The organism is Bradyrhizobium sp. 604_D8_N2_3 (assembly GCF_051810765.1).
Classification (GTDB): Bacteria; Pseudomonadota; Alphaproteobacteria; order Rhizobiales; family Xanthobacteraceae; genus Bradyrhizobium; species Bradyrhizobium barranii.
This window is the reverse complement of record NZ_JBPWPM010000001.1, coordinates 9,060,067-9,082,726: the sequence shown is the minus strand read 5'-3', so window position 1 is coordinate 9,082,726 and position 22,660 is coordinate 9,060,067. Positions and strand designations below refer to the sequence as shown.

19 protein-coding genes are annotated in these 22,660 nt (G+C 64.9%); 15 read left to right on the top strand and 4 right to left on the bottom strand.

Translation table 11 applies throughout. The features are described 5' to 3' along the window. Positions 1 to 35 precede the first annotated feature (35 nt). The 10 genes from ugpB to AB7245_RS43630 all read left to right on the top strand — a co-directional run bounded on the left by ugpB (position 36) and on the right by AB7245_RS43630 (position 11,161). Complete coding sequence (gene ugpB, locus AB7245_RS43675) at positions 36 to 1,418, top strand: sn-glycerol-3-phosphate ABC transporter substrate-binding protein UgpB (protein ID WP_085403978.1); 1,383 nt, start codon at positions 36 to 38, stop codon at positions 1,416 to 1,418. Positions 1,419 to 1,424: 6 nt separating this feature from the next. Beyond that, a complete protein-coding gene (locus AB7245_RS43670; RefSeq protein WP_439035676.1) occupies positions 1,425 to 2,378 on the top strand; it encodes an aminoglycoside phosphotransferase family protein in 954 nt (317 codons plus the stop codon). Positions 2,379 to 2,624: 246 nt separating this feature from the next. After that, positions 2,625 to 4,247 (top strand): ABC transporter substrate-binding protein, encoded by a 1,623-nt coding sequence (locus AB7245_RS43665; RefSeq protein ID WP_439035675.1) that lies wholly within the window; start codon positions 2,625 to 2,627, stop codon positions 4,245 to 4,247. Between the two features lie 242 nt (positions 4,248 to 4,489). Continuing rightward, positions 4,490 to 5,503 carry an ABC transporter permease gene (locus AB7245_RS43660; protein ID WP_135215219.1) on the top strand — a complete coding sequence of 338 codons (1,014 nt, stop codon included), beginning with the start codon at positions 4,490 to 4,492 and terminating at the stop codon, positions 5,501 to 5,503. Positions 5,504 to 5,506: 3 nt separating this feature from the next. Beyond that, the gene (locus tag AB7245_RS43655; RefSeq protein WP_085399228.1) at positions 5,507 to 6,406 is read left to right on the top strand and encodes an ABC transporter permease; all 900 of its coding nucleotides are present in this window, start codon (positions 5,507 to 5,509) and stop codon (positions 6,404 to 6,406) included. Positions 6,407 to 6,689: 283 nt separating this feature from the next. Beyond that, positions 6,690 to 8,429: a dipeptide ABC transporter ATP-binding protein gene (locus tag AB7245_RS43650; RefSeq protein WP_085399229.1), complete on the top strand. Its 1,740-nt coding sequence runs from the start codon at positions 6,690 to 6,692 to the stop codon at positions 8,427 to 8,429. Positions 8,430 to 8,447: 18 nt separating this feature from the next. Beyond that, positions 8,448 to 8,627: a DUF4089 domain-containing protein gene (locus AB7245_RS43645; RefSeq protein ID WP_439035674.1), complete on the top strand. Its 180-nt coding sequence runs from the start codon at positions 8,448 to 8,450 to the stop codon at positions 8,625 to 8,627. 7 nt (positions 8,628 to 8,634) lie between these two features. After that, complete coding sequence (locus AB7245_RS43640; protein ID WP_085399230.1) at positions 8,635 to 10,029, top strand: AtzE family amidohydrolase; 1,395 nt, start codon at positions 8,635 to 8,637, stop codon at positions 10,027 to 10,029. Positions 10,030 to 10,041: 12 nt separating this feature from the next. Beyond that, complete coding sequence (gene hpxZ, locus AB7245_RS43635; protein WP_071909099.1) at positions 10,042 to 10,434, top strand: oxalurate catabolism protein HpxZ; 393 nt, start codon at positions 10,042 to 10,044, stop codon at positions 10,432 to 10,434. Positions 10,435 to 10,438: 4 nt separating this feature from the next. Then, positions 10,439 to 11,161, top strand: coding sequence for a GntR family transcriptional regulator (locus tag AB7245_RS43630; protein ID WP_071909100.1), 723 nt, complete (start codon positions 10,439 to 10,441; stop codon positions 11,159 to 11,161). 111 nt (positions 11,162 to 11,272) lie between these two features. Here AB7245_RS43630 and atzF read toward each other — a convergent pair whose 3' ends face one another. Beyond that, positions 11,273 to 13,078: an allophanate hydrolase gene (gene atzF / locus AB7245_RS43625; RefSeq protein ID WP_085399231.1), complete on the bottom strand. Its 1,806-nt coding sequence runs from the start codon at positions 13,076 to 13,078 to the stop codon at positions 11,273 to 11,275. A 192-nt stretch (positions 13,079 to 13,270) separates the two neighbouring features. Next, positions 13,271 to 13,777, bottom strand: coding sequence for a MarR family winged helix-turn-helix transcriptional regulator (locus tag AB7245_RS43620; protein WP_085399232.1), 507 nt, complete (start codon positions 13,775 to 13,777; stop codon positions 13,271 to 13,273). Positions 13,778 to 13,926: 149 nt separating this feature from the next. Between AB7245_RS43620 and AB7245_RS43615 the strand changes: the two genes are divergently transcribed. Continuing rightward, positions 13,927 to 15,777: a feruloyl-CoA synthase gene (locus AB7245_RS43615; RefSeq protein WP_085399256.1), complete on the top strand. Its 1,851-nt coding sequence runs from the start codon at positions 13,927 to 13,929 to the stop codon at positions 15,775 to 15,777. Positions 15,778 to 16,124: 347 nt separating this feature from the next. On the opposite strand, the gene AB7245_RS43610 is transcribed toward AB7245_RS43615, so the two are convergent. Continuing rightward, on the bottom strand, positions 16,125 to 16,631 hold the full coding sequence (locus AB7245_RS43610; RefSeq protein WP_085399233.1) for a MarR family winged helix-turn-helix transcriptional regulator: 507 nt from the start codon (positions 16,629 to 16,631) through the stop codon (positions 16,125 to 16,127). Between the two features lie 83 nt (positions 16,632 to 16,714). On the opposite strand from AB7245_RS43610, the gene AB7245_RS43605 reads away from it, so the two are divergent. The 3 genes from AB7245_RS43605 to AB7245_RS43595 are packed head-to-tail and all read left to right on the top strand — an operon-like array spanning position 16,715 to position 19,522. Beyond that, entirely contained in the window at positions 16,715 to 17,923 is a 1,209-nt protein-coding gene (locus tag AB7245_RS43605; RefSeq protein WP_085399234.1) for a cytochrome P450, read from the top strand. Between the two features lie 12 nt (positions 17,924 to 17,935). Beyond that, entirely contained in the window at positions 17,936 to 18,259 is a 324-nt protein-coding gene (locus AB7245_RS43600; RefSeq protein WP_085399235.1) for a 2Fe-2S iron-sulfur cluster-binding protein, read from the top strand. A gap of 51 nt (positions 18,260 to 18,310) precedes the next feature. Then, positions 18,311 to 19,522: an ABC transporter substrate-binding protein gene (locus AB7245_RS43595; protein ID WP_085399257.1), complete on the top strand. Its 1,212-nt coding sequence runs from the start codon at positions 18,311 to 18,313 to the stop codon at positions 19,520 to 19,522. Between the two features lie 205 nt (positions 19,523 to 19,727). Here the strand turns inward: AB7245_RS43595 and AB7245_RS43590 are convergent, their stop codons facing one another. Further along, a complete protein-coding gene (locus AB7245_RS43590) occupies positions 19,728 to 20,990 on the bottom strand; it encodes an NAD(P)/FAD-dependent oxidoreductase (protein ID WP_135215218.1) in 1,263 nt (420 codons plus the stop codon). Between the two features lie 300 nt (positions 20,991 to 21,290). On the opposite strand from AB7245_RS43590, the gene AB7245_RS43585 reads away from it, so the two are divergent. Further along, positions 21,291 to 22,463, top strand: a complete 1,173-nt coding sequence (locus tag AB7245_RS43585) for an ABC transporter substrate-binding protein (RefSeq protein ID WP_028148067.1) — start codon at positions 21,291 to 21,293, stop codon at positions 22,461 to 22,463. Positions 22,464 to 22,660 lie beyond the last annotated feature (197 nt).

Here is a 22,660-nt window from a genome sequence, read left to right as displayed (position 1 = left end):
GCGCGGCCGCCGTTCATTCCCGGTTGAAACAGGAAATGCCGCGCCTTAAGCAGGTACGGTCGCCTTTGCCGCGCGACACGGGAAGAGCCATCGTGATTTCAGCATCGAGTCTTTTGCGGATCCTCGCCGCTTTCATCGTCCTCGCAATGCCTCTTCAGGCGCGCGCCGCAACCGACATCGCGCTGTGGCACGCCATGTCCGGCGAGCTTGGCCGGCAGCTCGAGAAGCTCGCCGCCGACTTCAACGCCTCGCAGTCCGATTACCGCATCGTGCCTGCTTACAAGGGCAACTACACCGAGACGGTGACGGCGGCGATCTTCGCCTTCCGCTCGCGCAGCCAACCGGCGATCGTCCAGGTCAACGAGGTCGCGACCGCCACCATGACCGCGGCCAAGGGCGCGATCTATCCCGTGTTCACCATGATGCGGGACATGAACGAGCCGTTCTCGCTGGGCGATTACCTTCCCGCAGTCTCCGGCTATTACACCGATGCGGCCGGCAATCTGTTGTCCTTCCCGTTCAATTCCTCGACGCCGATCCTCTATTACAACAAGACCATGTTCCGCGACGCGGGCCTCGATCCGGAGGCGCCGCCGAAGACATGGCCCGAGCTTGGGCTTGCCGCAAAGCGCCTGCGCGAGCGCGGTGCTGTGTGCGGCTTCACCACCTCCTGGCCGTCCTGGATCCACATCGAGAATTTCTCCGCCTTCCACAATCTGCCGCTCGCGACGCGGACCAATGGCTTCGCGGGGCTGGATGCCGAACTGACCATCAACAACCCGGTCGTCGTGCAACACATCGCCCAGCTTGCCGAGTGGCAGAAGGACAAGGTGTTCGATTACGGCGGCCGCGGCCAGTCGGCCGAGCCGCGCTTCCAGAAGGGCGAATGCGGCATCTTCATCGGCTCCTCGGCGACGCGGGCCGACATCAAGGCGAATTCGAAGTTCGATATCGGCTACGGCATGATGCCGTACTGGCCCGATGTGAAGAACGCGCCGCAGAACTCGATCATCGGCGGCGCCACGCTGTGGGTGCTGCGCGACCGCCCGCGCCAGGAATACAAGGGCGTGGCGCGGTTCTTCGCCTATCTGTCGCAGCCCGGCGTGCAGGCGGCCTGGCACCAGAACACCGGCTATCTGCCGATTACCCGCGCCGCCTTCGAGCTGACGCGCGCGCAGGGTTTTTACGAGCGCAATCCGGGCTCCGCGATCTCGTTCGAGGAGATCACGCTGCATCAGCCGACGGAGAACTCGAAGGGCATCCGGCTCGGCTCCTTCGTGCTGATCCGCGGCGCAATCGAGGACGAGCTGGAGCAGGCCTTCGCCGGCCAGAAGGGTGCGCAGGCAGCGCTCGATGCCGCGGTCGAGCGCGGCAACAAGCTGCTGCGCCAGTTCGAGCGCGCCAGCCCGGACCGGTAGCGGCAGATGACGAACGTCGCGCCGCTGCCGGTTTTCGCCGATGCGGACAGCTTTAGCGCCTTTCGCTCCGATCCTCCGCGATGGCTGCCGATCGCGCTCGACATCGCACGCAGCCACGGTCTCGATACCAGCGCGCCGCACGTGTTTGTAACAGGCACCAATCTCGTCGTCGGCCTCAGTGAGAAGCTGATCCTGAAAATCTTCCCGCCGCAGCTCGGCGCGCAATTCGTCTCGGAACGCGGGTCGCTGGCGCAGCTTGCCGGCCGCCTTTCCTTACCCATTCCCGAGATCGTCGCGGAGGGTGAGCGCGACGGCTGGCCTTACCTCGTCATCACGCGCCTTGCCGGCACGCTCGGCTCGGAGGTGTGGCCGCAGCTGGCGGAAGATCAGAAAGAGCGCCTGCTGCGCCAGATCGGCGAGACCATCGCCGCCGTGCAGCACGCGCCGCTTGGTCCGCTCGCAAACATTGAACCGCGCTGGGACGACTTCATGCGCGCCCAGATGCAGGGCTGTAAGGCGCGGCACACGCGCCTCGGCCTTGCACCGAAATTCCTCGAAGGCCTCGACGATCTCCTGCGCGACGCGGCCGAGCTGATTCCGATGGAAGCGCCGCCGGTGATCCTGGTCGGCGAATATATCCCCCAGAACTTCCTGCTCGCCTGCCACGACGATCAATGGTCGCTCGCGGGCCTGTTCGACTTCGGCGACGTGCTGACGGGATGGCGCGACTACGATCTGCTCGGCCCCGGCGCCTTCATGGCGGCGGGCCGGCCGGGGAGGGTGCGCAGTCTGCTCGAGGGCTTTGGCTATGCAAAGCCGGACTATGCGCTCAAGCGCCGGCTGATGGCGCTGATGCTGCTGCACCGCGCCAGTGACCTCAACAGCCACGTCTGTATCGAGGGCTGGCAGGACAGGGCGAACGATCTCGTCGAGTTGCAGGATCTGATCTGGGCGGGCTGAACGGGTCCGGGGCATCTGCGACGGCCTGCTCAATCCGGCAGCGCTCAATCTTTCAGCTTATTTTTAGAGCAGAATCGCATCTTTGTATGCAATTGACCGGCTTGTCCAAAACGCGATCAATCGCCAAGATATCAAAAATATTATTCAGAATCAGTATCTTATTTGGAAATTAAGACCTCGTTAAGCGCTGGCACGAACCTTGCGAATCCCTGTTCCAACCAGAAACTTTTGCGTTGGAGCATTTTCATGAAGCGCCGCGATTTCCTCAAGTCCGTGTCCGGATTGGCCGCAGGCGCGGCACTTCCGGCGATGCCACAGGTCATCTCCACCGCCTATGCCGATGCGCGCTCGGAGACGCTGCTGATCGTCTCGGAAGGCGGCCCGAACAATCTCGACATCCACGGCGTCGGCACCAACGTGCCCGGCTATGAAGTGTCCTGGAATTGCTACGACCGCCTGATCAGCCACGAGATGAAGACCGGCCCCGGCGGCGTACCCTATTACGACCGCGACAAGTTCAAGCCCGAGCTCGCCGAAGAGATGAAGATCGACGACATGTCGGTCACCTTCAAGCTGCGCAAGAACGCCAAATTCCACGACGGCACGCCCGTCACCGCCAAGGACGTGAAGTGGTCGCTCGACCGCGCCGTCAGCGTCGGCGGCTTCCCGACCTTCCAGATGAGTGCGGGCTCTCTCACCAAGCCGGAGCAGTTCGTCGTGATCGACGACACCACCGTGCGCGTCGATTTCCTGAAGAAGGACAAGCTCACGATCCCCGATCTCGCGGTCATCGTGCCCTGCATCGTCAATTCCGAGCTGGTGAAGAAGAACGCCAGCGAGAAGGACCCCTGGGGTCTCGAGTTTACAAAACAGCAGACTGCGGGCTCCGGCGCCTACAAGGTGACGAAGTGGACCGCCGGCACCGAAGTGATCATGGAGCGCAACGAGGATTGGGTCTGCGGTCCCTTGCCGAAGATCAAGCGCGTGATCTGGCGCATGGTGCCGCAGGCCGGCAACCGCCGCGCGCTGCTGGAGCGGGGCGACGCCGACATCTCCTACGAGCTGCCCAACAAGGATTTTCAGGAGATGAAGGCGAACGGCAAGCTCAACGTCGTGTCGCTGCCGTATTCCAACGGCATCCAGTATATCGGCATGAACGTCACCAAGCCGCCCTTCGACAATCCGAAGGTCCGTCAGGCGGTGGCCTACGCGCTGCCCTATCAGAAGATCATCGACGCGGTGATGTTCGGCCTCGCCAACCCGATGTTCGGCGCGCCGAAGGACAAGCCGACCGAAGTCGCCTGGCCGCAGCCGCACAAATACAACACCGACATCGAGAGGGCGAAAGCGCTGATGGCGGAGGCGGGCCTCGCCAACGGCTTCGAGACCACGATCTCGTTCGACCTGAATTTTGCCGGCGTCAACGAGCCGCTCTGCGTGCTGGTGCAGGAGTCACTCGCGCAGATCGGCATCAAGACCACCATCAACAAGGTGCCCGGCGCCAACTGGCGCACCGAGCTGAACAAGAAGGAGATGCCGCTCTTCACCAACGTGTTCTCGGGCTGGCTCGATTACCCCGAATACTTCTTCTACTGGTGCTATCACGGCAACAATTCCGTCTTCAACACCATGAGCTACAAGTCGGCGGAGATGGACAAGCTGATCGACGGCGCGCGCACGGCAGCGGCGACCGGCGACACTGCGACCTACGATGCCGACGTGAAGGGCTTCGTCGATCTCGCTTTCACCGACATCCCGCGCATCCCGCTGTACCAGCCCTTCGTCAACGTCGCGATGCAGAAGAACATCAGCGGCTACCAATACTGGTTCCACCGAAGGCTGGATTACCGCGCGCTGGTGAAGGGGTGAGCCGTCATGCTGATCGTCGGCGACGCATCGGCATGTGGTGGTCTTCCGGACTCGAGTGAGGCGGCCACCGCCCTCTCACTCCCTCCCCCCTTGCGGGGGAGGGGCGGGGAGAGGGGTAGCCACGAACTCAGTCCTCTCCCGGAGCCACCCCTCTCCCTAACCCTCCCCCGCAAGGGGGGAGGGAACGCAGCGGTGCAAGCGGCGCGATCTCATTTCCAAGCTGAGCGCACGAGGAGGTCACCATGCTGACCATGATCGGCAAGCGCCTGATGTTCGCGATTCCCTCGCTGATCGGGGTCGTCATCGTCACCTTCCTGCTCACGCGCGCGTTGCCCGGTGATCCCGCCGCATACTTCGCCGGTCCCGCCGCGACCAAGGAAGCCGTCGAGCAGATCCGCAAGAAGCTTGGCCTCGACAAGCCGCTGATCGAGCAGTTCTTCCGCTACACCAACGACCTCGCCCATGGCGATTTCGGCAACTCGCTCACCACGGGACAGCCGGTCGCGGCCGAGATCCGCAATCGCCTGCCGGCTTCCGCCGAGCTGACGCTGCTCGGCCTCATCGTTTCGGTCGTGATCGCTATTCCGCTCGGCGTGCTCGCGGCGACGCGGCCGGGATCATGGGTCGACCATCTCTGCCGTGTCACGACGACGGCCGGCGTGTCGCTGCCCGTGTTCTTCACCGGCCTCGTGCTGGTCTATGTCTTCTATTTCCGGCTCGGCTGGTCGCCCGCGCCGCTCGGCCGCCTCGATGTGTTCACCAGCGCGCCGCCGACCGTGACCGGCTTCTATCTGATAGACACCCTGATCGCACGCGACTTCGAGGCGTTCCGCTCCGCGCTGAGCCAGCTCATCCTGCCGGCGACGACGCTCGCGATCTTCTCGCTGGCGCCGATCGCGCGCATGACGCGCGCCTCGATGCTGGCGGTGTTGTCGTCGGAGTTCGTGCGTACGGCCCGCGCCAGCGGTCTGTCGCCGTCGACCGTCATCATCACCTACGCGTTTCGCAATGCGATGCTGCCCGTCATCACCACGCTTAGCATGGTGTTCTCGTTCCTGCTCGGGGCCAACGTGCTGGTGGAAAAAGTGTTCGCCTGGCCCGGCATCGGCTCCTACGCGGTGGAAGCGCTGATCTCGTCGGACTTCGCGCCGGTGCAGGGCTTCGTGCTGACCATGGCGGTCATGTACGTGCTTTTGAATCTCGTGATCGACATTCTCTACGGCGTGATCGATCCGCGTGTCAGGTTGGAGGGCTAAATCATGAGCTCCGTTGCGCCTGCTGTTGAACCCGTCGGCCCTGCGCGGACCTCGGGGCTCGTCGCGATCCTCGAACAGACCCGCTACGTTCTCGGTGAGAACAAGGTCACGGGTTTCGCCTTCGCGCTGCTCATCGTGATCCTCATCGCGGCGATCTTCGGCCCCTACGTGGTGCCGTATGATCCACTCGCTTCCGATACCGCCGCGGCGCTGAAACCGCCGTCGATGGCGCACTGGTTCGGCACCGACCAGCTCGGCCGCGACATTTTTAGCCGCGTCATCGTGGCGACGCGGCTCGATACGTTAATCGCCGTCGCCTCCGTCGTGCTGGTGTTCCTGATGGGCGGGCTTGCGGGCATCGCGGCCGGCTATTTCGGCGGCTGGACCGACCGCATCGTCGGCCGCATTGCCGACACCATCATGGCTTTCCCGCTGTTCGTGCTGGCGATGGGCATCGTCGCCGCCCTCGGCAATACCGTGCAGAACATCATTCTGGCCACCGCCATCGTGAACTTCCCGCTCTACGCCCGCGTCGCGCGCGCCGAAGCCAATGTCCGCCGCAATGCCGGCTTCGTGCAGGCCGCGCGTCTCTCCGGCAACGGCGAATTCCGCATCCTGCTGGTGCACATCTTGCCGAACATCATGCCGATCATGATCGTGCAGATGTCGCTGACCATGGGCTACGCCATCCTCAACGCCGCGGGCCTGTCCTTCATCGGCCTCGGCGTCCGCCCGCCCACCGCCGAATGGGGCATCATGGTCGCGGAAGGCGCGGGCTTCATGGTCTCCGGCGAATGGTGGATCGCGCTATTCCCCGGCCTTGCTCTGATGATCGCCGTGTTCTGCTTCAACCTCCTCGGCGACGGCCTCCGCGACATCGTCGACCCCCAGCGGAGGACGTGATGATTGTCAAGTGCGGGATGAGAAGCGCAACGCTTGGAAGTGAGGAGAGCACCGCTCTCTCATTCCCTCCCCCCTTGCGGGGGAGGGGCAGGGAGAGGGGTAGCCACGAACTCCGACCTCTCCCGGGGCCACCCCTCTCCCCAACCCTCCCCCGCAAGGGGGGAGGGGACGAGAGGCCGGTGCCCGCCTCACACGCAAATTTCCCGCCGAAATTCCCCAATGATTCCAACCCCGTTCTACTGTGCATGGGGTTGTTTTCGACATTTTTGATCGGGAGGCCCTCATGACCGCCCAGCCCCTGCTCGACGTCCAGGACCTCACGGTCGAATTCACCACCCGCCGCGGCATCGTCAAAGCGGTGCAGCACGTCAACATTTCCGTCGCCAAGGGCGAGACGCTCGCCATCGTCGGCGAGTCCGGCTCCGGCAAGTCGGTGACGTCCTATGCGGTGATGCGCATCCTCGACCGGGCGGGGCGGATCGCCGAGGGCTCGGTCATGTTCTCGGGCATCGACGTGAAGGCCGCGACCGAAGGCCAGATGCGCGATCTGCGCGGCCGCGAAGTCTCGATGATCTTCCAGAACCCGCGCGCGGCGCTGAACCCGATCCGTAAAGTGGGCGACCAGATCGAGGACGTGCTGCGCACCCATGTGCAGCAAGCCATGGTTTCGGACCACGGAGAAAAGGCGATCGAGGCGCTGGAGCAGGTCAAGATCGCCCGCCCGCGCGAGCGCTACCACGCCTATCCGTTCGAGCTGTCAGGCGGCATGTGCCAGCGCGTCGTCATCGCGCTCGCGCTCGCCTGCAATCCGCAGCTCCTGATCGCGGACGAGCCGACCACCGGCCTCGACGTTACCACCCAGAAGGCGGTGATGGACCTGATCGTCGAGCTGACCAAGCGCAAGGCGATGTCGACCATCCTGATCACGCATGATCTGGGTTTGGCCGCAGCCTATTGCGACCGCGTCGTGGTGATGGAAAAGGGCCGCGTGGTCGAGACCGCGAAAGCCGCCGACATCTTCGCCAACCCGCAGCACCCTTACACCAAGAAGCTAATGCGCGCGACGCCGCGGCTCGGCGTGTCCTTGCGGGATTTGTTGGCCGAGGAGGAGGGCGCGTCCTCATCCGCAGCCGTCATGGCCGGGCCTGACCCGGCCATCCATCAGCCTTCGCAAGGTGAGACCTCCAAGCCCCTCCTGCTCATCGAAAAGCTCGTCAAGGAATATCCCCGCCAGGGTGCCACGGCCACGCTCGGAAAACTGTTCGGCCGCAAGCCGCCCGTGGAGCCTGACGTGTTCCGCGCCGTCGACGGCATCAGCCTCTCCATCGGCCATGGTGAGAGCGTCGGCCTCGTCGGCGAATCCGGTTGCGGCAAATCGACGACGTCGATGATGGTGATGCGGCTCTTGGACCAGACCTCGGGCCTGATCCAGTTCGACGGCGAGGACATCGGCGCCATCGCGCCTGCCTCCTTCGCCCGGCTGCCGCAGCGCAGCCGCATCCAGATGGTGTTCCAGGACCCGACCGACAGCCTCAACCCGCGTTTCACCGCCGCCCGCGCCATCGCCGACCCCATCATGCAACTCGGCGACATCAGGGGACGCGATGCGCTGCGAACGCGCTGCGAGGAGCTCGCGACCATGGTCGGGCTGCCGCACAATCTGCTGGATCGGTTTCCGCACCAGCTCTCCGGCGGCCAGAAGGCCCGCGTCGGCATCGCGCGCGCCATCGCCCTGCATCCAAAACTGGTCATACTGGACGAGCCGACCGCGGCGCTGGACGTCTCGGTGCAGGCGGTGGTGCTGAACCTGCTTCAGGACCTCAAGGCACGGCTAGGTATGAGCTATCTGTTCGTCTCGCATGATTTGAATGTAGTGCGCTTGTTGTGCGATCGTGTCATTGTGATGCGGACGGGGCGGATCGTCGAGGAAGGCTCTTCCGAGAAAGTCCTGAGCGATCCGCAGGACGACTACACCAAGGAGCTGCTGACGGCGATCCCGCATCCGCCGTTGCCAGTGCACTGAGATCAGCTTGAGAGAGTGATGGCCGAGCCGCTGGACGATTATATCGACGCCGTATCGAAAGCGCTGGCGCTGCCGGTCGAGGAGGCCTGGAGGCCGGCGGTGCGCGCCAATCTCGAAGTCTCGCTCCGGCTTGGCCGACTGGTCGACGAATTCGCGCCGCCGGACGAGACCGAGCCCGCGCCGATCTTCACGGTCTGACCCCGCCATGACCACCAAGCCAGAGATGACGGCTGCGGACATCGCCAAGGCTGTGGCCGGCGGCAAGATGTCGGCACTCGATGCCACCGAAGCAGCGCTTGCGCGCATCAAGCAGCACGATGGCGTCCTCAATTCCTTCACCGACGTCACCGCCGATCGCGCCCGTGCGAAGGCGCGTGCGATCGACGCCGACATCGCGTCGGGCAAGGAGGTTGGCCCGCTCGCCGGTGTTCCCTTCGCGGTGAAGAACCTGTTTGACGTCGCAGGCCTGCCGACACGCGCCGGCTCGAAGATCAACCGCGACCTCGCGCCTGCCAAGCGCGACGCCACGCTGATCGAGCGGATGGAAGCCGCCGGTGCCGTGCTCGTCGGCGCGCTCAACATGGGCGAATACGCCTACGACTTCACCGGCGAGAACGTCCATGACGGTCCCTCGCGCAATCCGCATGACACGACCCGGATGACCGGCGGCTCGTCCGGTGGTTCGGGGAGCGCCGTCGGCGGCGCGCTGGTGCCGATCGCGCTCGGCTCGGACACCAATGGTTCGATCCGCGTGCCGTCCTCCTTCTGCGGCATCTTTGGTTTGAAGCCGACCTATGGCCGGCTGTCGCGGGCGCGCTCGTTCCCGTTCGTCGCGAGCCTCGATCATCTCGGTCCGTTCGCGCGCTCGGCGACCGATCTCGCGCTCGCCTATGACGCGATGCAGGGACCGGATGCGGATGATGCCGCCTGTACCACGCGCGGTCTGGAGCCGACGCTGCCGCTGCTCGCCAATCCGGTGTCGGACCTGCGCATCGCGATTGCCGGCGGGCACTTTCAGAACAACGTGTTTCCCGAGGCCGTCGAAGCCGTCAGCCGCGTCGCCAAGGCGCTCGGCGCGACGAAGATCGTTGACGTCCCCGAAGCCTCGCGCGCCCGCGCGGCGGCCTATGTCATCACCACCACCGAAGGCGCCTCGCTGCATCTCGATCGCCTGCGCAAGCGCCCGAACGATTTCGATCCCGCCGTGCGCGACCGGCTGATCGCCGGCGCGATGGTGCCGGCGCCGCTGGTCGACCGCGCGCAGAAATTCCGCCGCTGGTATCGCGCGCAGCTCGCCGAGATCTTCAAATCTGTCGACGTGCTGATTGCACCGGCCACGCCCTGCACCGCGCCGAAGCTTGGCCAGGTGAATTTCACGCTTGACGGCGTCGAGTTGCCGGTGCGCGCCAATATCGGCATCCACACCCAGCCGATCTCGTTCATCGGATTGCCGGTGGTCGCCGTGCCGGTGCCGCTCGAGCCGCTGCCGATCGGCGTGCAGATCATCGCCGCGCCCTGGCGCGAGGACATCGCGCTGCGCGTGGCGCACGCATTGGAGAAGATGGGCGTGGTCTCCGCGCCGTCGCCAAGGGGACTTTGAGAGGGATTTAAAATGGAGATCGATCTCCCCGAGGTGATCGCGGAAGTGAAGGCCGCGTTCGATCGCTATGAGCAGGCGCTCGTCACCAATGATGTCGCCGTGCTCGGCGAGCTCTTCCGCAACGATCCCCGCACGCTGCGCTATGGCATCGGCGAGAACCTTTACGGCTATGAGGCGATCTCCGGCTTCCGCGCCGGCCGCTCGCCGGTCGGCCTGAACCGCCGCACCGCGAAAACCGTGATCACCAGCTATGGCCGCGACACGGCCGTGGCCTCCACTCTGTTCTATCGCGACACGGCTCCCGGCAAGGTCGGCCGGCAAATGCAGACCTGGATTCGCTTCGCGGAGGGCTGGCGCGTCGTCGCCGCCCATGTCAGCATCATCGACGAGTCGAAAGAGACCTGATCGTATGACGCTTGACGATCTTCCGCCCGGAACATTGCCGGCCGAGCCGGTGGTGCCGCGCGTCGACCGGGCCCAGCCCAGCCTGCACAAGATCACGCGCGCCGAGGAACTGCGGCTTCAACTCGCCGACGAGATCGTACGCGGAACCCTGGCCCCCGGCGCGCCGCTGGATGAAACCGACATCGCGCGGCGCTTCAGCGTCTCGCGCACGCCGGTCCGCGAGGCGCTGCGGCAGCTGGTGGCGAGCGGCCTCGTCGAATCGCGCGCCCATCGCGGTGCGGTGGTGGCGCAGCCCTCGGTCGAGCGTCTCAAGAGCATGTTCGAGGCCATGGCGGAGCTCGAGGCGCTGTGCGCGGGCCTTGCCGCCGAACGCATGTCGGCCGCCGAGCGCCATGGTCTTGAAGCCATCCACGAAGAGCTGCGCGTTCTCAGCTACGCCGGCAATCCCGATCGCTTCCACGAGGTCAACGAGCGCTTCCACAACGCGATCTATGCGGGATCGCAGAACGGCTACATCGCCGAGATCACGCTGGCGACGCGCGTCCGCGTGCAACCGTTCCGCCGCGCCCAGTTCCGCAACCTCGGCAGATTGGCAAAGTCGCAGGCCGAGCACGATCGCGTCGTCGTCGCCATCATGCGCGGCGACAAGCAGGGCGCTGCGGCTGCGATGCGCGCGCATATCGAGCTGGTGCGCGGCGAGTATGAGATTTACGCGGTGTCGGTGTAGGGCGGCAAACGCGGTACCGTAGGGTGGGCAAAGGCGCAAAGCGCCGTGCCCACCATCTATCCTAACTAATGCTGTTGGTGGGCACGCTACGCTTTGCCCACCCTACGGCAGCTACGCCTTCGCGGCCTCCGCCATGAACTTCCGCCAGCCACCATACGCCGTGATGTCTCGCGCCTCGCCCAGCACCTCCGGCTCGACGAGAAATCCCTTCACGCTGCGGCCATCCGCAAGCCTGATCGTGCCGATCGCCATCGGTGCGGGAATCGCATTGACGAACTTGCCGAAGGCGGATGACGACAGCGACCAGATTTCCAGCTCGATCGACGCGCCCGTGCCCGCCTCGAGGCGCAGCATGCCTGGCTTCGGCGGCGTGGTTTGAAGCGCGTAGAGCTTGTAGTCCGGCGCGGTCTTCGTTGCCTCGATCAGCTTTCCGTTCAGTGCCCGCAATTCGCCGTTCAGCGCCATGCCGGAGAGATGCGCGCCGACGACGGCGATCGGAATCTCGTCACTGCCGTTTGCTGCGAGCGGCGCCAGCGGTGCCTGCGCGACGCCCTTCGCGCCGACGGTCAGCTTCGTATCCGCATGGAATGCACGGCCGATGCTCGCAAGCAGCGCATCGCGCCCCGCAGGCGCGAGCAGCGTGATGCCGAACGGAATGCCGTCGGTGCGCATCGACGCCGGTACCGCGAGGCCACAGAGGTCGAGCAGGTTGACGAAATTGGTGTAGGTGCCGAGCCGGCTGTTGAGCTCGATCGGATTGGCCAGCACCTGGGCGGTCGTATACGCCGTCGGCGCCGTCGGCAGCACCAGCGCGTCGATATTGGCAAACGTCCGCTCGGCGATCTTGCGCAAGCCCTGCAAACGGTAGAGCGCAGAGAAGGTTTCCGCAGCGGTCAGCCGCGCGCCGGCGGCGGTGATCTCGCGCGTCACCGGATGAATCGAATCAGGCGCGGACGCCAGCAGATCCTTGATCACGAGATAACGCTCGGCGACCCACGGCCCCTCATAGAGCAGCCGCGCCGTCTCGTAGAACGGCTCGAGGTCGAACTCGACCAGCTTAGCGCCGAGCGCGGTCCAGCGCTTCAGCGCATCACCGTAAGCGGCTTCCGCCTTCCTGTCGCCGAAGAAGATCAGCTGCCCGTTGCGGGGCACGCCGAGGCGCAAATTCGCGGGGAACGGCGTGATCGCGCCGAGCGGCCGGTCGCGCGAGAACGGATCGGCCTGGTCCGGCCCCGCCATCACGGAGAGTGCCAGCGCAGCATCGTCAACCGTCAAAGCGAATACCGAGATGCAGTCGAGCGTGCGGCAGGCCGGTACGAGGCCAGCAGTCGAGATCATGCCGAGACTCGGCTTCAGCCCGACGATGTTGTTGAGCATCGCCGGCACCCGGCCGCTGCCGGCGGTGTCCGTGCCCAGCGACAGCGGCACGAGTCCGGCACCGACCGCGACTGCCGAGCCCGAGCTCGATCCGCCGGGAATGAGATCCTCGCGGATCGAATTTTTGGGGATGCCATAAGGCGAGCGCACGCCGACGAGGCCGGTTGCGAACTGGTCGAGATTGGTCTTGCCGATGATGATCGCGCCGGCCGCGCGCAGGCGCTCCACCGCGGTCGAATCATGCGTCGGCGTATACGAGAAGGCCGGGCAGGCCGCGGTGGTCGGAAATCCCAGCGCGTCGATATTGTCCTTCACCGCAACCGGCACGCCGTAGAGCGGCAGGCTGGTGGCATCCCTTGCGGCAAGCTTCTCGGCCTCCGCGATCGCGTCCTTCTCGTCGCGCAGGCTGATGAAGATTGCGGGATCGTTGTGATCGCGGATGCGCTGATAGGTTCGCGCGACGGTCTGCGCAGGCGTGATCGTGCCCGCGCGATGCGCGGCCACAATCGCGGCGATCGTTTCAGGCTGCTCAGCCCCCATGGTGACAAAACTCCGGCAACAGGTCTTACCCGGATTGAAGCAAGCGATGTGCCATTGTGTACACAATCCGGGCAGGCGCTATGCTTCGGATATTATCGAAGGATCAGTGGCTTGTAAGATATTTCGAGGATTGTTGGGCCGTCGTGCCAGCGCCCCGATACGGGCAGTTGCGCAAATATTGGGCAGCGTCGATCAGGTGAAGCCGGCGAGGATCTGGAGCAGCCGCTCCCGGTTCTCCTTGCCGATCTTCTCCACGACATGCCGCTCGTGCTCGGCGGCGAGGCGCTTGAATTTGGCAAGCGCCGTCTCCCCCGGTGCGGTGAGGTGCAGCGCGTGGGAGCGGCGGTCCGCCTTCGACTTGACCCGTTTCACCAGCTTGCGCTGTTCGAGGCTGTCGAGCAGATGCACCAGCCGGGCGCGCTCGATGCCGAGACGCTTCGCCACCGCCATCTGCGACAAGCCCGGATTGGCGCCGATGACCGTCAGCACGGAATATTGCGTCGGCTTGATGTCGACCGCGCCGAGCGTCTTGATGAAGTCCTGAAAGATCCAGATCTGGAAGCGCCGCACCGCATAACCGGCGTGCCCGACCAGTGCGTCGAGGCCGATCTCGTCCGCGTCGTTCGGCCGCGCGGCGCCGTTGCCGGCCCGCTTGCGTGGGGAGGGGCGGGGCTCAGTTCGGGCTGCGCTGGCTGTCACGTAATCTCTCCTGCCGTGCAACCTTAGCGCCCCGAAGGCCTGTGCGGAAGATTGTTGTTGACGACAACAATTGTCGTGCCCAACAATATGGCCAAAAGCGGCCCGGAACGAGGCTGCAGCCGATCCCGGATACGGGCGAGGAGGAAACCATGACAACCGCCGCACGCGGTGACGCTTCGAGCCTGTTCGCAACGCCCAAGACCGTCGCCGAGCATCGCGCCGACGGCAGCATCGTGCTGCGCTCGCCAGAGCCCCTGCGCGACGGCGCGCGCTGCATCGGCGACTGGCTGGAGCATTTTGCGCGGCAGACGCCCGATACGATCTTCCTCGCCGAGCGCGACAGCGCCGACACGCCCTGGGCCACCATGACCTACGCGGGTGCCCTGCGGCGTGTGCGCGCGGCGGCGTCCTGGATTCTGGCGCAGAGCCTCAGCGCCGGGCGTCCCGTCGTCATCCTCTCCGACAACAGCATCGATCACGCGTTGCTTGCGCTGGCCGCCCAGCATGTCGGCGTTCCCTCGGCCGCGATCTCGCCGGCCTATTCGCTGATGTCGAAAGATTTCGACAAGCTCAAGAGCATGATTTCGCTGCTTCAGCCGGGCGTGATCTATGTCTCGGCGACAAAGCCGTTTGCCGCGGCGCTGGCCGCGATCGAGCCGCTGCACAAGGCGCAGATCATCAGTGGCAATGCCGGCGATGCCGATGCGCTGGCCTTCCGTGACATCGCGGCGACGCCCGAAACGGGCGACGTCGCAAAAGCCCTCGCCGCGGTGACGCCGGATACGATCGCAAAATTCCTGTTCACCTCGGGCTCGACCGGCACGCCGAAAGCAGTCATCAACACCCAGCGCATGCTGACCTCGAGCCAGCAGGCCAAGGCGCAAACTTGGACGTTCCTGGACCAGGCCGACAGCGATCTCATCATTCTCGATTGGCTGCCCTGGAGCCATACCTTCGGCGCCAACCACAATTTCAATCTCGTGCTGCGCAACGGCGGGTCGTTCTATATCGACGGCGGCAAGCCCGCGCCCGGTCTCTTCGCAACGTCACTCGCCAATCTGAAAAGCGTGATGCCGACGGTCTATTTCAACGTGCCGCGCGGCTTCGACATGCTGATCGCAGCGCTGCGCGGCGACGAGGAACTGCGCCGCCGCTTCTTCGGCGAGGTGAAATTCGCCTTCTATGCCGGCGCCGCGCTGCCGCAGAACCTCTGGGACGCGCTCGAGCAGCTTTCGGTGGAGACTGTTGGTCGTCCGCTGCCGATGGTGTCGGCCTGGGGCTCGACCGAGACGTCACCGCTGGCGACCGACTGTCATTTCCTCGCGGAGCGTTCGGGCAATATCGGCGTGCCCATTCCCGGAACCGAGCTGAAGCTCGTCACGTCGGGCGACAAGCTGGAGGTGCGCGTGCGCGGCCCCAATGTCACGCCGGGTTACTGGAAGGCGCCGGAGCTGACGAAGCAGGCTTTCGATGACGAAGGCTTTTATCTGATCGGCGATGCCGTGAAGCTTGCCGATGCGAACAGGCCGGAGCGGGGTCTGTTCTTCGACGGCCGCGTCGCGGAGGACTTCAAGCTCAACTCCGGCACCTGGGTCAGCGTCGGTACGCTGCGCGTGGCCGGCATCGCTGCGCTGGCGCCGCTGGCGCAGGACATCGTCGTCACCGGCCATGGCGGCGACGAGGTGCGCTTCCTGGTGTTCCCGAATATGGCTTCTTGCCGTGCCCATGCCGGCTTGCCCGAGACGGCAGGCGTGAACGATGTGCTCGCGCATGGCAAGGTCAGGACTGCGATCGCGCAGGGCCTGGCGAAGCTGAAGGGGCAGGGCGCCAACTCCTCCGGCCACGCCACGCGCGCGCTGCTGCTCGCCGAGCCGCCGTCGGTCGATGGCGGCGAGATCACCGACAAGGGTTACATCAACCAGCGCGCCGGGCTGACGCGGCGGACCGATGCAGTGGCGCGGGTGAATGATGATGCGTCGGGTGAGTGGATCGGTCTGTAGCCACGGGCAGATCAAGTCAGAGTGAGGCCACGCTCTCTCCACATCGTCATTGCGAGCGCAGCGACGCAATCCAGAATCGTTCCCCGAAGGGGCTCTGGATTGCGTCGCTGCGCTCGCAATGACGGGGATAGAGCTGCCGCCAACTAAGCCAGCTATTCTGCCGCAATATCCTGCATGATTCTTTTGTTGCTTAAGCAACTAATTTGTGCGAACCGTTCCAGACAAGGATGACGGCGGGGGAACCGCTGCGCCTGATCCTGGAGGAAACGATGCTCGGCAGAGAGGGTGCCGCGGGCAAATGCCGGCGTATGCCTGAAGGCGGCGATGCCGCGCGCTTCACGCGCGCGTCAGGTGGTGCTGCTGCCGGTCACTGCGCCGAGATTTTCGTGCAGCCGGCGCAGCAGATCGATCAGCACCTCGCGCTCGTCCTTGCTCAGGCAGGACAACAGCCGCCGCTCGCGCTCGAACGCCGCGACGATCACCCTGTCATGGGTGGCGCGGCCCTTCGCCGTCAGCGAGATCGAATGGGTGCGGCCATCGTTCGGGTCGGTTCGAATCGAGACCAGTCCGCGCTTCTCCAGCCCCGCGAGCGTCCGGCTCACCGGCCCCTTGTCAAAACCGATGACGTGGCAGATCCGCGAGGCGGGAATGCCGGGCTCAATCGCCAGCAGCGACATGATCCGCCATTCCGTGACGTTGACGCCAAACTCGCGCTGGTAGAACGCGGTAGCGCTGTTCGAGAGCTTGTTGGCGATGAAGGTGATGAAAGCCGGGACATAACGGTCGAGATCGAGCGTCGGCCCGGTTTCGGCGGGTGCGGGCCTTTGGCGGGCTCTGGTCGAAGACGGCGGCATATCGGTCTTTTGTCTCGCGGCGTGTCCGAAGACCTAAGGGCAAGCGCGGCCCTTTCACAAGATCAAAATGAGGGAGGACTTCAATGAGCGCACCTGGCTCCGCCGTATCAGGCGTCCCGCATCTCGACGTCGATCCCTTCGACATGAATTTTTTCGCCGACCCCTATCCCACGCACGAGCTGCTGCGGGAGGCAGGTCCGGTCGTCTATCTCGACAAGTGGAACGTCTACGGCGTGGCACGCTATGCCGAGGTCCACGCCGTGCTGAACGATCCCGCGACGTTCTGCTCCAGCCGCGGCGTCGGCCTCTCCGATTTCAAGAAGGAGACGCCGTGGCGGCCGCCGAGCCTGATCCTCGAGGCCGATCCGCCCGCGCATACGCGGACCCGCGCCGTACTCTCGAAGGTGCTGTCGCCGACCGTGATGAAGCAGGTGCGCGACCGCTTTGCCGCGGCGGCCGAGGAGCGGGTGGACGCGCTGATCGAAAGGCGCAGCTTCGACGCGATCGCCGACCTCGCCGAGGCCTATCCGCTCTCGATCTTCCCGGATGCGCTCGGGCTGAAATCCGAGGGGCGCGAGCATCTGATTCCCTACGCGAGCGTCGTGTTCAACGCATTCGGGCCGCCCAATGAGCTGCGCCGGGAGGCGATTGCGCGTTCGACGCCCCATCAAGCCTATGTTGCCGAGCAGTGCCAGCGCGAGAACCTTGCGCCCGGCGGCTTCGGCGCCTGCATTCATGCCCAGGTCGACGAGGGCGCGATCACGGCCACCGAAGCGCCGCTGCTGGTGCGCTCGCTGCTGTCGGCTGGTCTCGACACCACTGTCAACGGGATCGGCGCGGCCGTCTATTGCCTCGCGCGCTTCCCCGAACAATGGCAGCGCCTGCGCGGCGATCTCACGCTCGCGCGGAGCGCCTTCGAGGAAGCGGTTCGTTTCGAAAGCCCGGTGCAGACCTTCTTCCGCACCACCACACGTGAGGTCGAGCTGTCAGGCGCGACGATCGGCGAAGGTGAGAAGGTGCTGATGTTCCTTGCCGCCGCCAATCGCGATCCGCGCCGCTGGGACAAGCCCGACAGCTACGACGTCACGCGCCGCTCGTCCGGCCATGTCGGTTTCGGCTCCGGCATCCACATGTGCGTCGGCCAGCTCGTCGCGCGCCTCGAGGGCGAAGTGATGTTGACGGCGCTGGCGCGGCGTATCGCGAAGATCGAGATCACGGGCGAGCCGAAACGCCGCTTCAACAACACGCTGCGCGGGCTCGACAGCCTGCCGGTCACCATCACCCCGGCCTGACGAGGAGCCTTGATGCCCGCCATCACTTTCATCCATGCCGACGGCAAGTCCGATCGTGTCGAAACCTCAGGCGACGAAAGCGCCATGCAGGCCGCGACCCGCCATGGTCTCGACGGCATCCTGGCCGAGTGCGGTGGCAATGCCATGTGTGCGACCTGCCACGTCTATATCGACGCAGCCTGGCTCGCGCGCCTGTCCGCGATGGCTGATGACGAATACGCGCTGCTCGACGGCACCGCCGCCGAGCGGCTGCCGAACAGCCGGCTGGCCTGCCAGATCATGATTACGCCCGCGCTCGACGGGCTGGTGCTGAGATTGCCGGAACGGCAGGTCTGATTCCAGAACGTGCCGGCGGCGACCGGCGCGACACACAAAGGGGAGGGAACGATGAAACACCTGAAATGGACGCTTGCGCTCGCGGCGAGCCTGGTAAGCGGCGCGGCAAGCGCCGAGATCTCCGACAATGTCGTGCGCGTCGGCGTGCTCAACGACATCTCGGGCATCTTCCAGGACACCAACGGCATGGGCTCGGTCGAAGCTGCGCGGATGGCGGCCGAGGACTTCAACGGCGGCGGCAAGAACATCAAGGTCGAGATCGTCTATGCCGACCACCAGAACAAGGCCGATGTCGGCAACGCGATCGCGCGCAAATGGCTCGATGTCGAGGGTGTCGATGCCATCGTCGACGTGCCGAATTCGGCCGTCGGCCTCTCCATCAACACGCTGCTGCGCGACAGCCGCATGACCTTCCTGGCGTCGTCCACGGCGAGCTCGGATCTCACCGGCAAGGCCTGCTCGCCCAACACGATCCAATGGGTCAACGATGCCTGGGCGACCGGCAACACCACCGCGGCTGCGATGATGGCGCGCGGCGGCAAGGACTGGTATTTCCTCACGGTCGACTATGCGCTCGGCAAGGGCATCGAGGCGGAGGCGCAGAAATACATCGAGGCGCACGGCGGCAAGGTGCTCGGTTCCTCGAAACATCCGCTCGGCACCTCCGATTTCGCCTCCTTCCTGTTGCAGGCGCAGGGCTCGAAAGCGCAGGTGATCGGCCTTGCGAATGCCGGCGGCGACACCATCAACGCGGTGAAGCAGGCTGCCGAGTTCGGCATCCAGCAAGGCGGGCAGAAGCTCGTCGCGTTCCTGCTCTTCATCAACGACGTCCATGGCATGGGTATCAAGGTCGCCCAGGGCCTCCAGCTCATGGAAGCGTTTTACTGGGACATGAACGATGATACCCGCGCGTTTGCCAAACGCTTCGCCGCGCGACCCGGCATGAACGGCAAGATGCCGAGCGGCAACCAGGCCGGCGTCTATGCCTCGACGCTCGCTTATCTGAACGCGGTCGCCGCGACCGGCAGCGACAATGCGAAGGACGCCGTGCCCGAGATGAAGAAGTTCAGGGGTAAGGACAAGCTGTTCGGCGACACCACGATCCGCCAGGACGGCCGCGTCGTGCATCCCATGTATCTGTTCGAGGTGAAGAAGCCGGAGGAGTCGAAATATCCGTACGACTATTACAAGCTGGTCTCGACGATCCCCGCGGACCAGGCGTTTAGGCCGATGACGGAGGGCGGATGTGAGTTGGTGAAGTAGGCAACAGCGTAGCCGCGAGCGCGGTCTTCCTTCACCTCTCCCCGCTTGCGGGGAGAGGTCGGATCGCCCCCGGCGATGCGTAGCATCGTCCGGCGCGATCCGGGTGAGGGGGTACAGGTCTATCGACGATCTCGCGTGTGGAGAGAAGCCCCTCACCCCAACCCTCTCCCCGTAAGAACGGGGAGAGGGAGAAGAGGCAGCGTCCCTACGCCACCTTGCTACTCCCCTGCGTGATCAACCGCGCCGCGCGCTGGTCGCGGGCGTAGATCCAGAGCCAGCTCAGGGCGACGCTGAGGCGGTGGCGCAGCCCGATCAGGAAGTAGATGTGGGCGATGCCCCAGATCCACCATGCGATGGTGCCGCGCAGTTTGACCTTGCCGAAATCGATCACGGCGAGCCGCTTGCCGATCTGTGCGAGGCTGCCGGAGTGCTTGTAGCGGAATGCACCTTTATTCTCGCCACGCAGGCGCGCCTTGATGGTCTCGGCGACATGCCGGCCCTGCTGCTTGGCGGCCGGCGCGATGCCGGGCACCGGCTTGCCGTCCCAGGCGTTGATCAAGACGGTGTCGCCGATCGCAAAGATTTCGGGATGACCAGGTATCGTCAGGTCGTCTTGGACCTCCACGCGCCCGGCGCGATCGCTTGGCGCGCCCAGCCATTCGGCGGCGGGCGAAGCGCGCACGCCGGCGGCCCAGATCCGCGTCTTTGCCTCAAGCAGCTTGCCGCCGAACACGACGCCCTCACGGTTGATCTCGGTGACGGCCTGGCCCAGCACGACCTCGACGCCGATCTTTTCCAGCGAGGCCTGCGCATAGGCCGAGAGATCATCGGGGAAGCCTGCGAGCACGCGCGGTCCGGCCTCGATCAGCACCACGCGTGCCTTGTGGGTGTCGATGTTGCGGAAGTCGGCGGGGAGCGTGTGGTGCGCCATTTCGGCGATGGTGCCGGCGAGCTCGACGCCGGTCGGGCCGGCGCCGACGATGACGAAGGTCAGCCGCGCCGCGCGTTTGGCCGGATCGGTCTCGCGCTCGGCGCGCTCGAATGCCACCAGGATGTGACGGCGCAGCGTGGTCGCGTCTTCCAGCGTCTTCAGGCCGGGGGCGAACTGCTCCCACTCGTCATGGCCGAAATAGGCATGGCGGGCGCCGGTGGCGAGCACCAGCGTGTCGTAGGGCACCTCGCTGCCGTCGTCGATCAGCACGCAGCGCCGGTCGGCGTCGACGCCACTCACCGTCGCAAACAGGGTCGTCACCTCGCGCCGGTCGCGCATCAGGTGCCGGACCGGCCAGGCGATTTCGCTGGTCGCGAGCGAGGCGGTCGCGACCTGATAGAGCAGCGGCTGAAACAGATGGTGGTTGCGGCGGTCGATCAGGGTGATCTCGACCGGGCTGCCGGCGAGCCGGTAGGTCGCCTCCAGCCCGCCGAAGCCGGCTCCGACGATGACGACGCGGTGGGGATTTGCGGCCATGATAACACCCTCGAATCTCGCTGCTGCTCTCCTTCATGTAAGTGCGCATTGGGCGCCGTAGTCCAATAGCCGTCATCAATCGCGGCATAGGCTGGGCGTATCGTCATCCCGCGAAAAAGCGCCGCAGCCTTGGACGAAGTGAGTAGAATTATATTTCTTGCCATCCTCGATTGGGGCGAAATATGGTGCAGGGGCGGGCGCTGAGCCATTGGCGGCGCGACAGATTTTACGTTCAATAGAGACAGACCCGGGGCGGCGATCACCCCGTTTCCGGGATCAATAATAAGGAGGGGAGTGGTTATGAGGACGGCATTCTGGCTGGCGGGCGCAGCGGCGCTGGTGCTGGCAAATCAGGCTTTCGCCGGCGACACCATCAAGATCGGCTTCGTTTCGACCTTCAGCGGCCCGACCGCCGTGATCGGCAACGACATGCGCAACTCCTTCGAGCTCGCGCTGGATCACATCGGCCGCAAGATGGACGGCAAGCCGGTCGAGGTGATCTACGAGGACGACGGGCAGAAGCCCGATGTCGGCAAGCAGAAGACCGAGAAGCTGGTGCAGTCCGACAAGGTCGATTTCATCGTCGGCTACATCTGGTCGAACGTGCTCCTGGCCTCGCTCAAGACCGCGGTGGATTCGCAGACCTTCCTGATCTCGGCCAATGCCGGTCCGTCGCAGCTCGCCGGCGAACTGTGCTCGCCTTACGTGTTCTCGACCTCCTGGCAGAACGACCAGACGCCCGCCGCCATGGGCCTCTACATGAACCAGAAGGGCGTCAAGAGCGTGTTCCTGATCGGGCCGAACTACGCGGCCGGCAAGGACATGCTCGCGGGCCTGAAGAGCACGTTCAAGGGAGAGGTCAAGGGCGAGGAATACACGGTCTGGCCGAGCCAGCTCGATTTCTCCGCCGAGCTCTCCAAGGCGCGCGCCTCGGGCGCCGAGTCGATCTTCGTATTCTATCCCGGTGCGGCCGGCGTGCAGTTCCTCAATCAATATGCGCAGGCCGGCCTGAAGAGCACGATGCCGCTCTACACCGCCTTCACGGTCGACGAGCTCTCGCTCCCGCTCCAGAAGGAGAACGCGCTCGGCGTGCCCGGCGCGCAGGAATGGGTCAACGACCTCCCGAACGAGCAGAACAAGCGCTTCGTCGCCGACTACCGCAAGAAGTACCCCAATCTGCGCCCGACCTATTATGGCGCGCAGGCCTATGACGCGGCCCAGCTCATCAACAGCGCGGTGGTCGCGGTGAAGGGCGACACCAGCAAGAAGGACGCGATGAAGGCCGAGATGGAGAAGGCCAACTTCAAGTCGCTGCGCGGCCCGTTCAAATACGGCAAGAACCACATCCCGGTGCAGAGCTTCTATCTCCAGGACGTGGTCAAGGACGGCGAAGGCCAGCTCTCGCTGAAGACGGTCGCGACGATCGTGGAGAACGACCAGGATCGCTTCCACGACAAGTGCGCGATGAAGTGAGCTGATGCCTCTTCCCCTCTCCCCGCCTGCGGGGAGAGGGTCAGGGTGAGGGGGAGTCTCCGCGGGGACGAAGGTCGTTGTATTCCTCGATAGTCCCCACATCGTCATTGCGAGCGCAGCGAAGCAATCCAGACTGTCTCCGCGGAGGGACTCTGGATTGCTTCGCTGCGCTCGCAATGACGTGTTGAGAGAGCGTT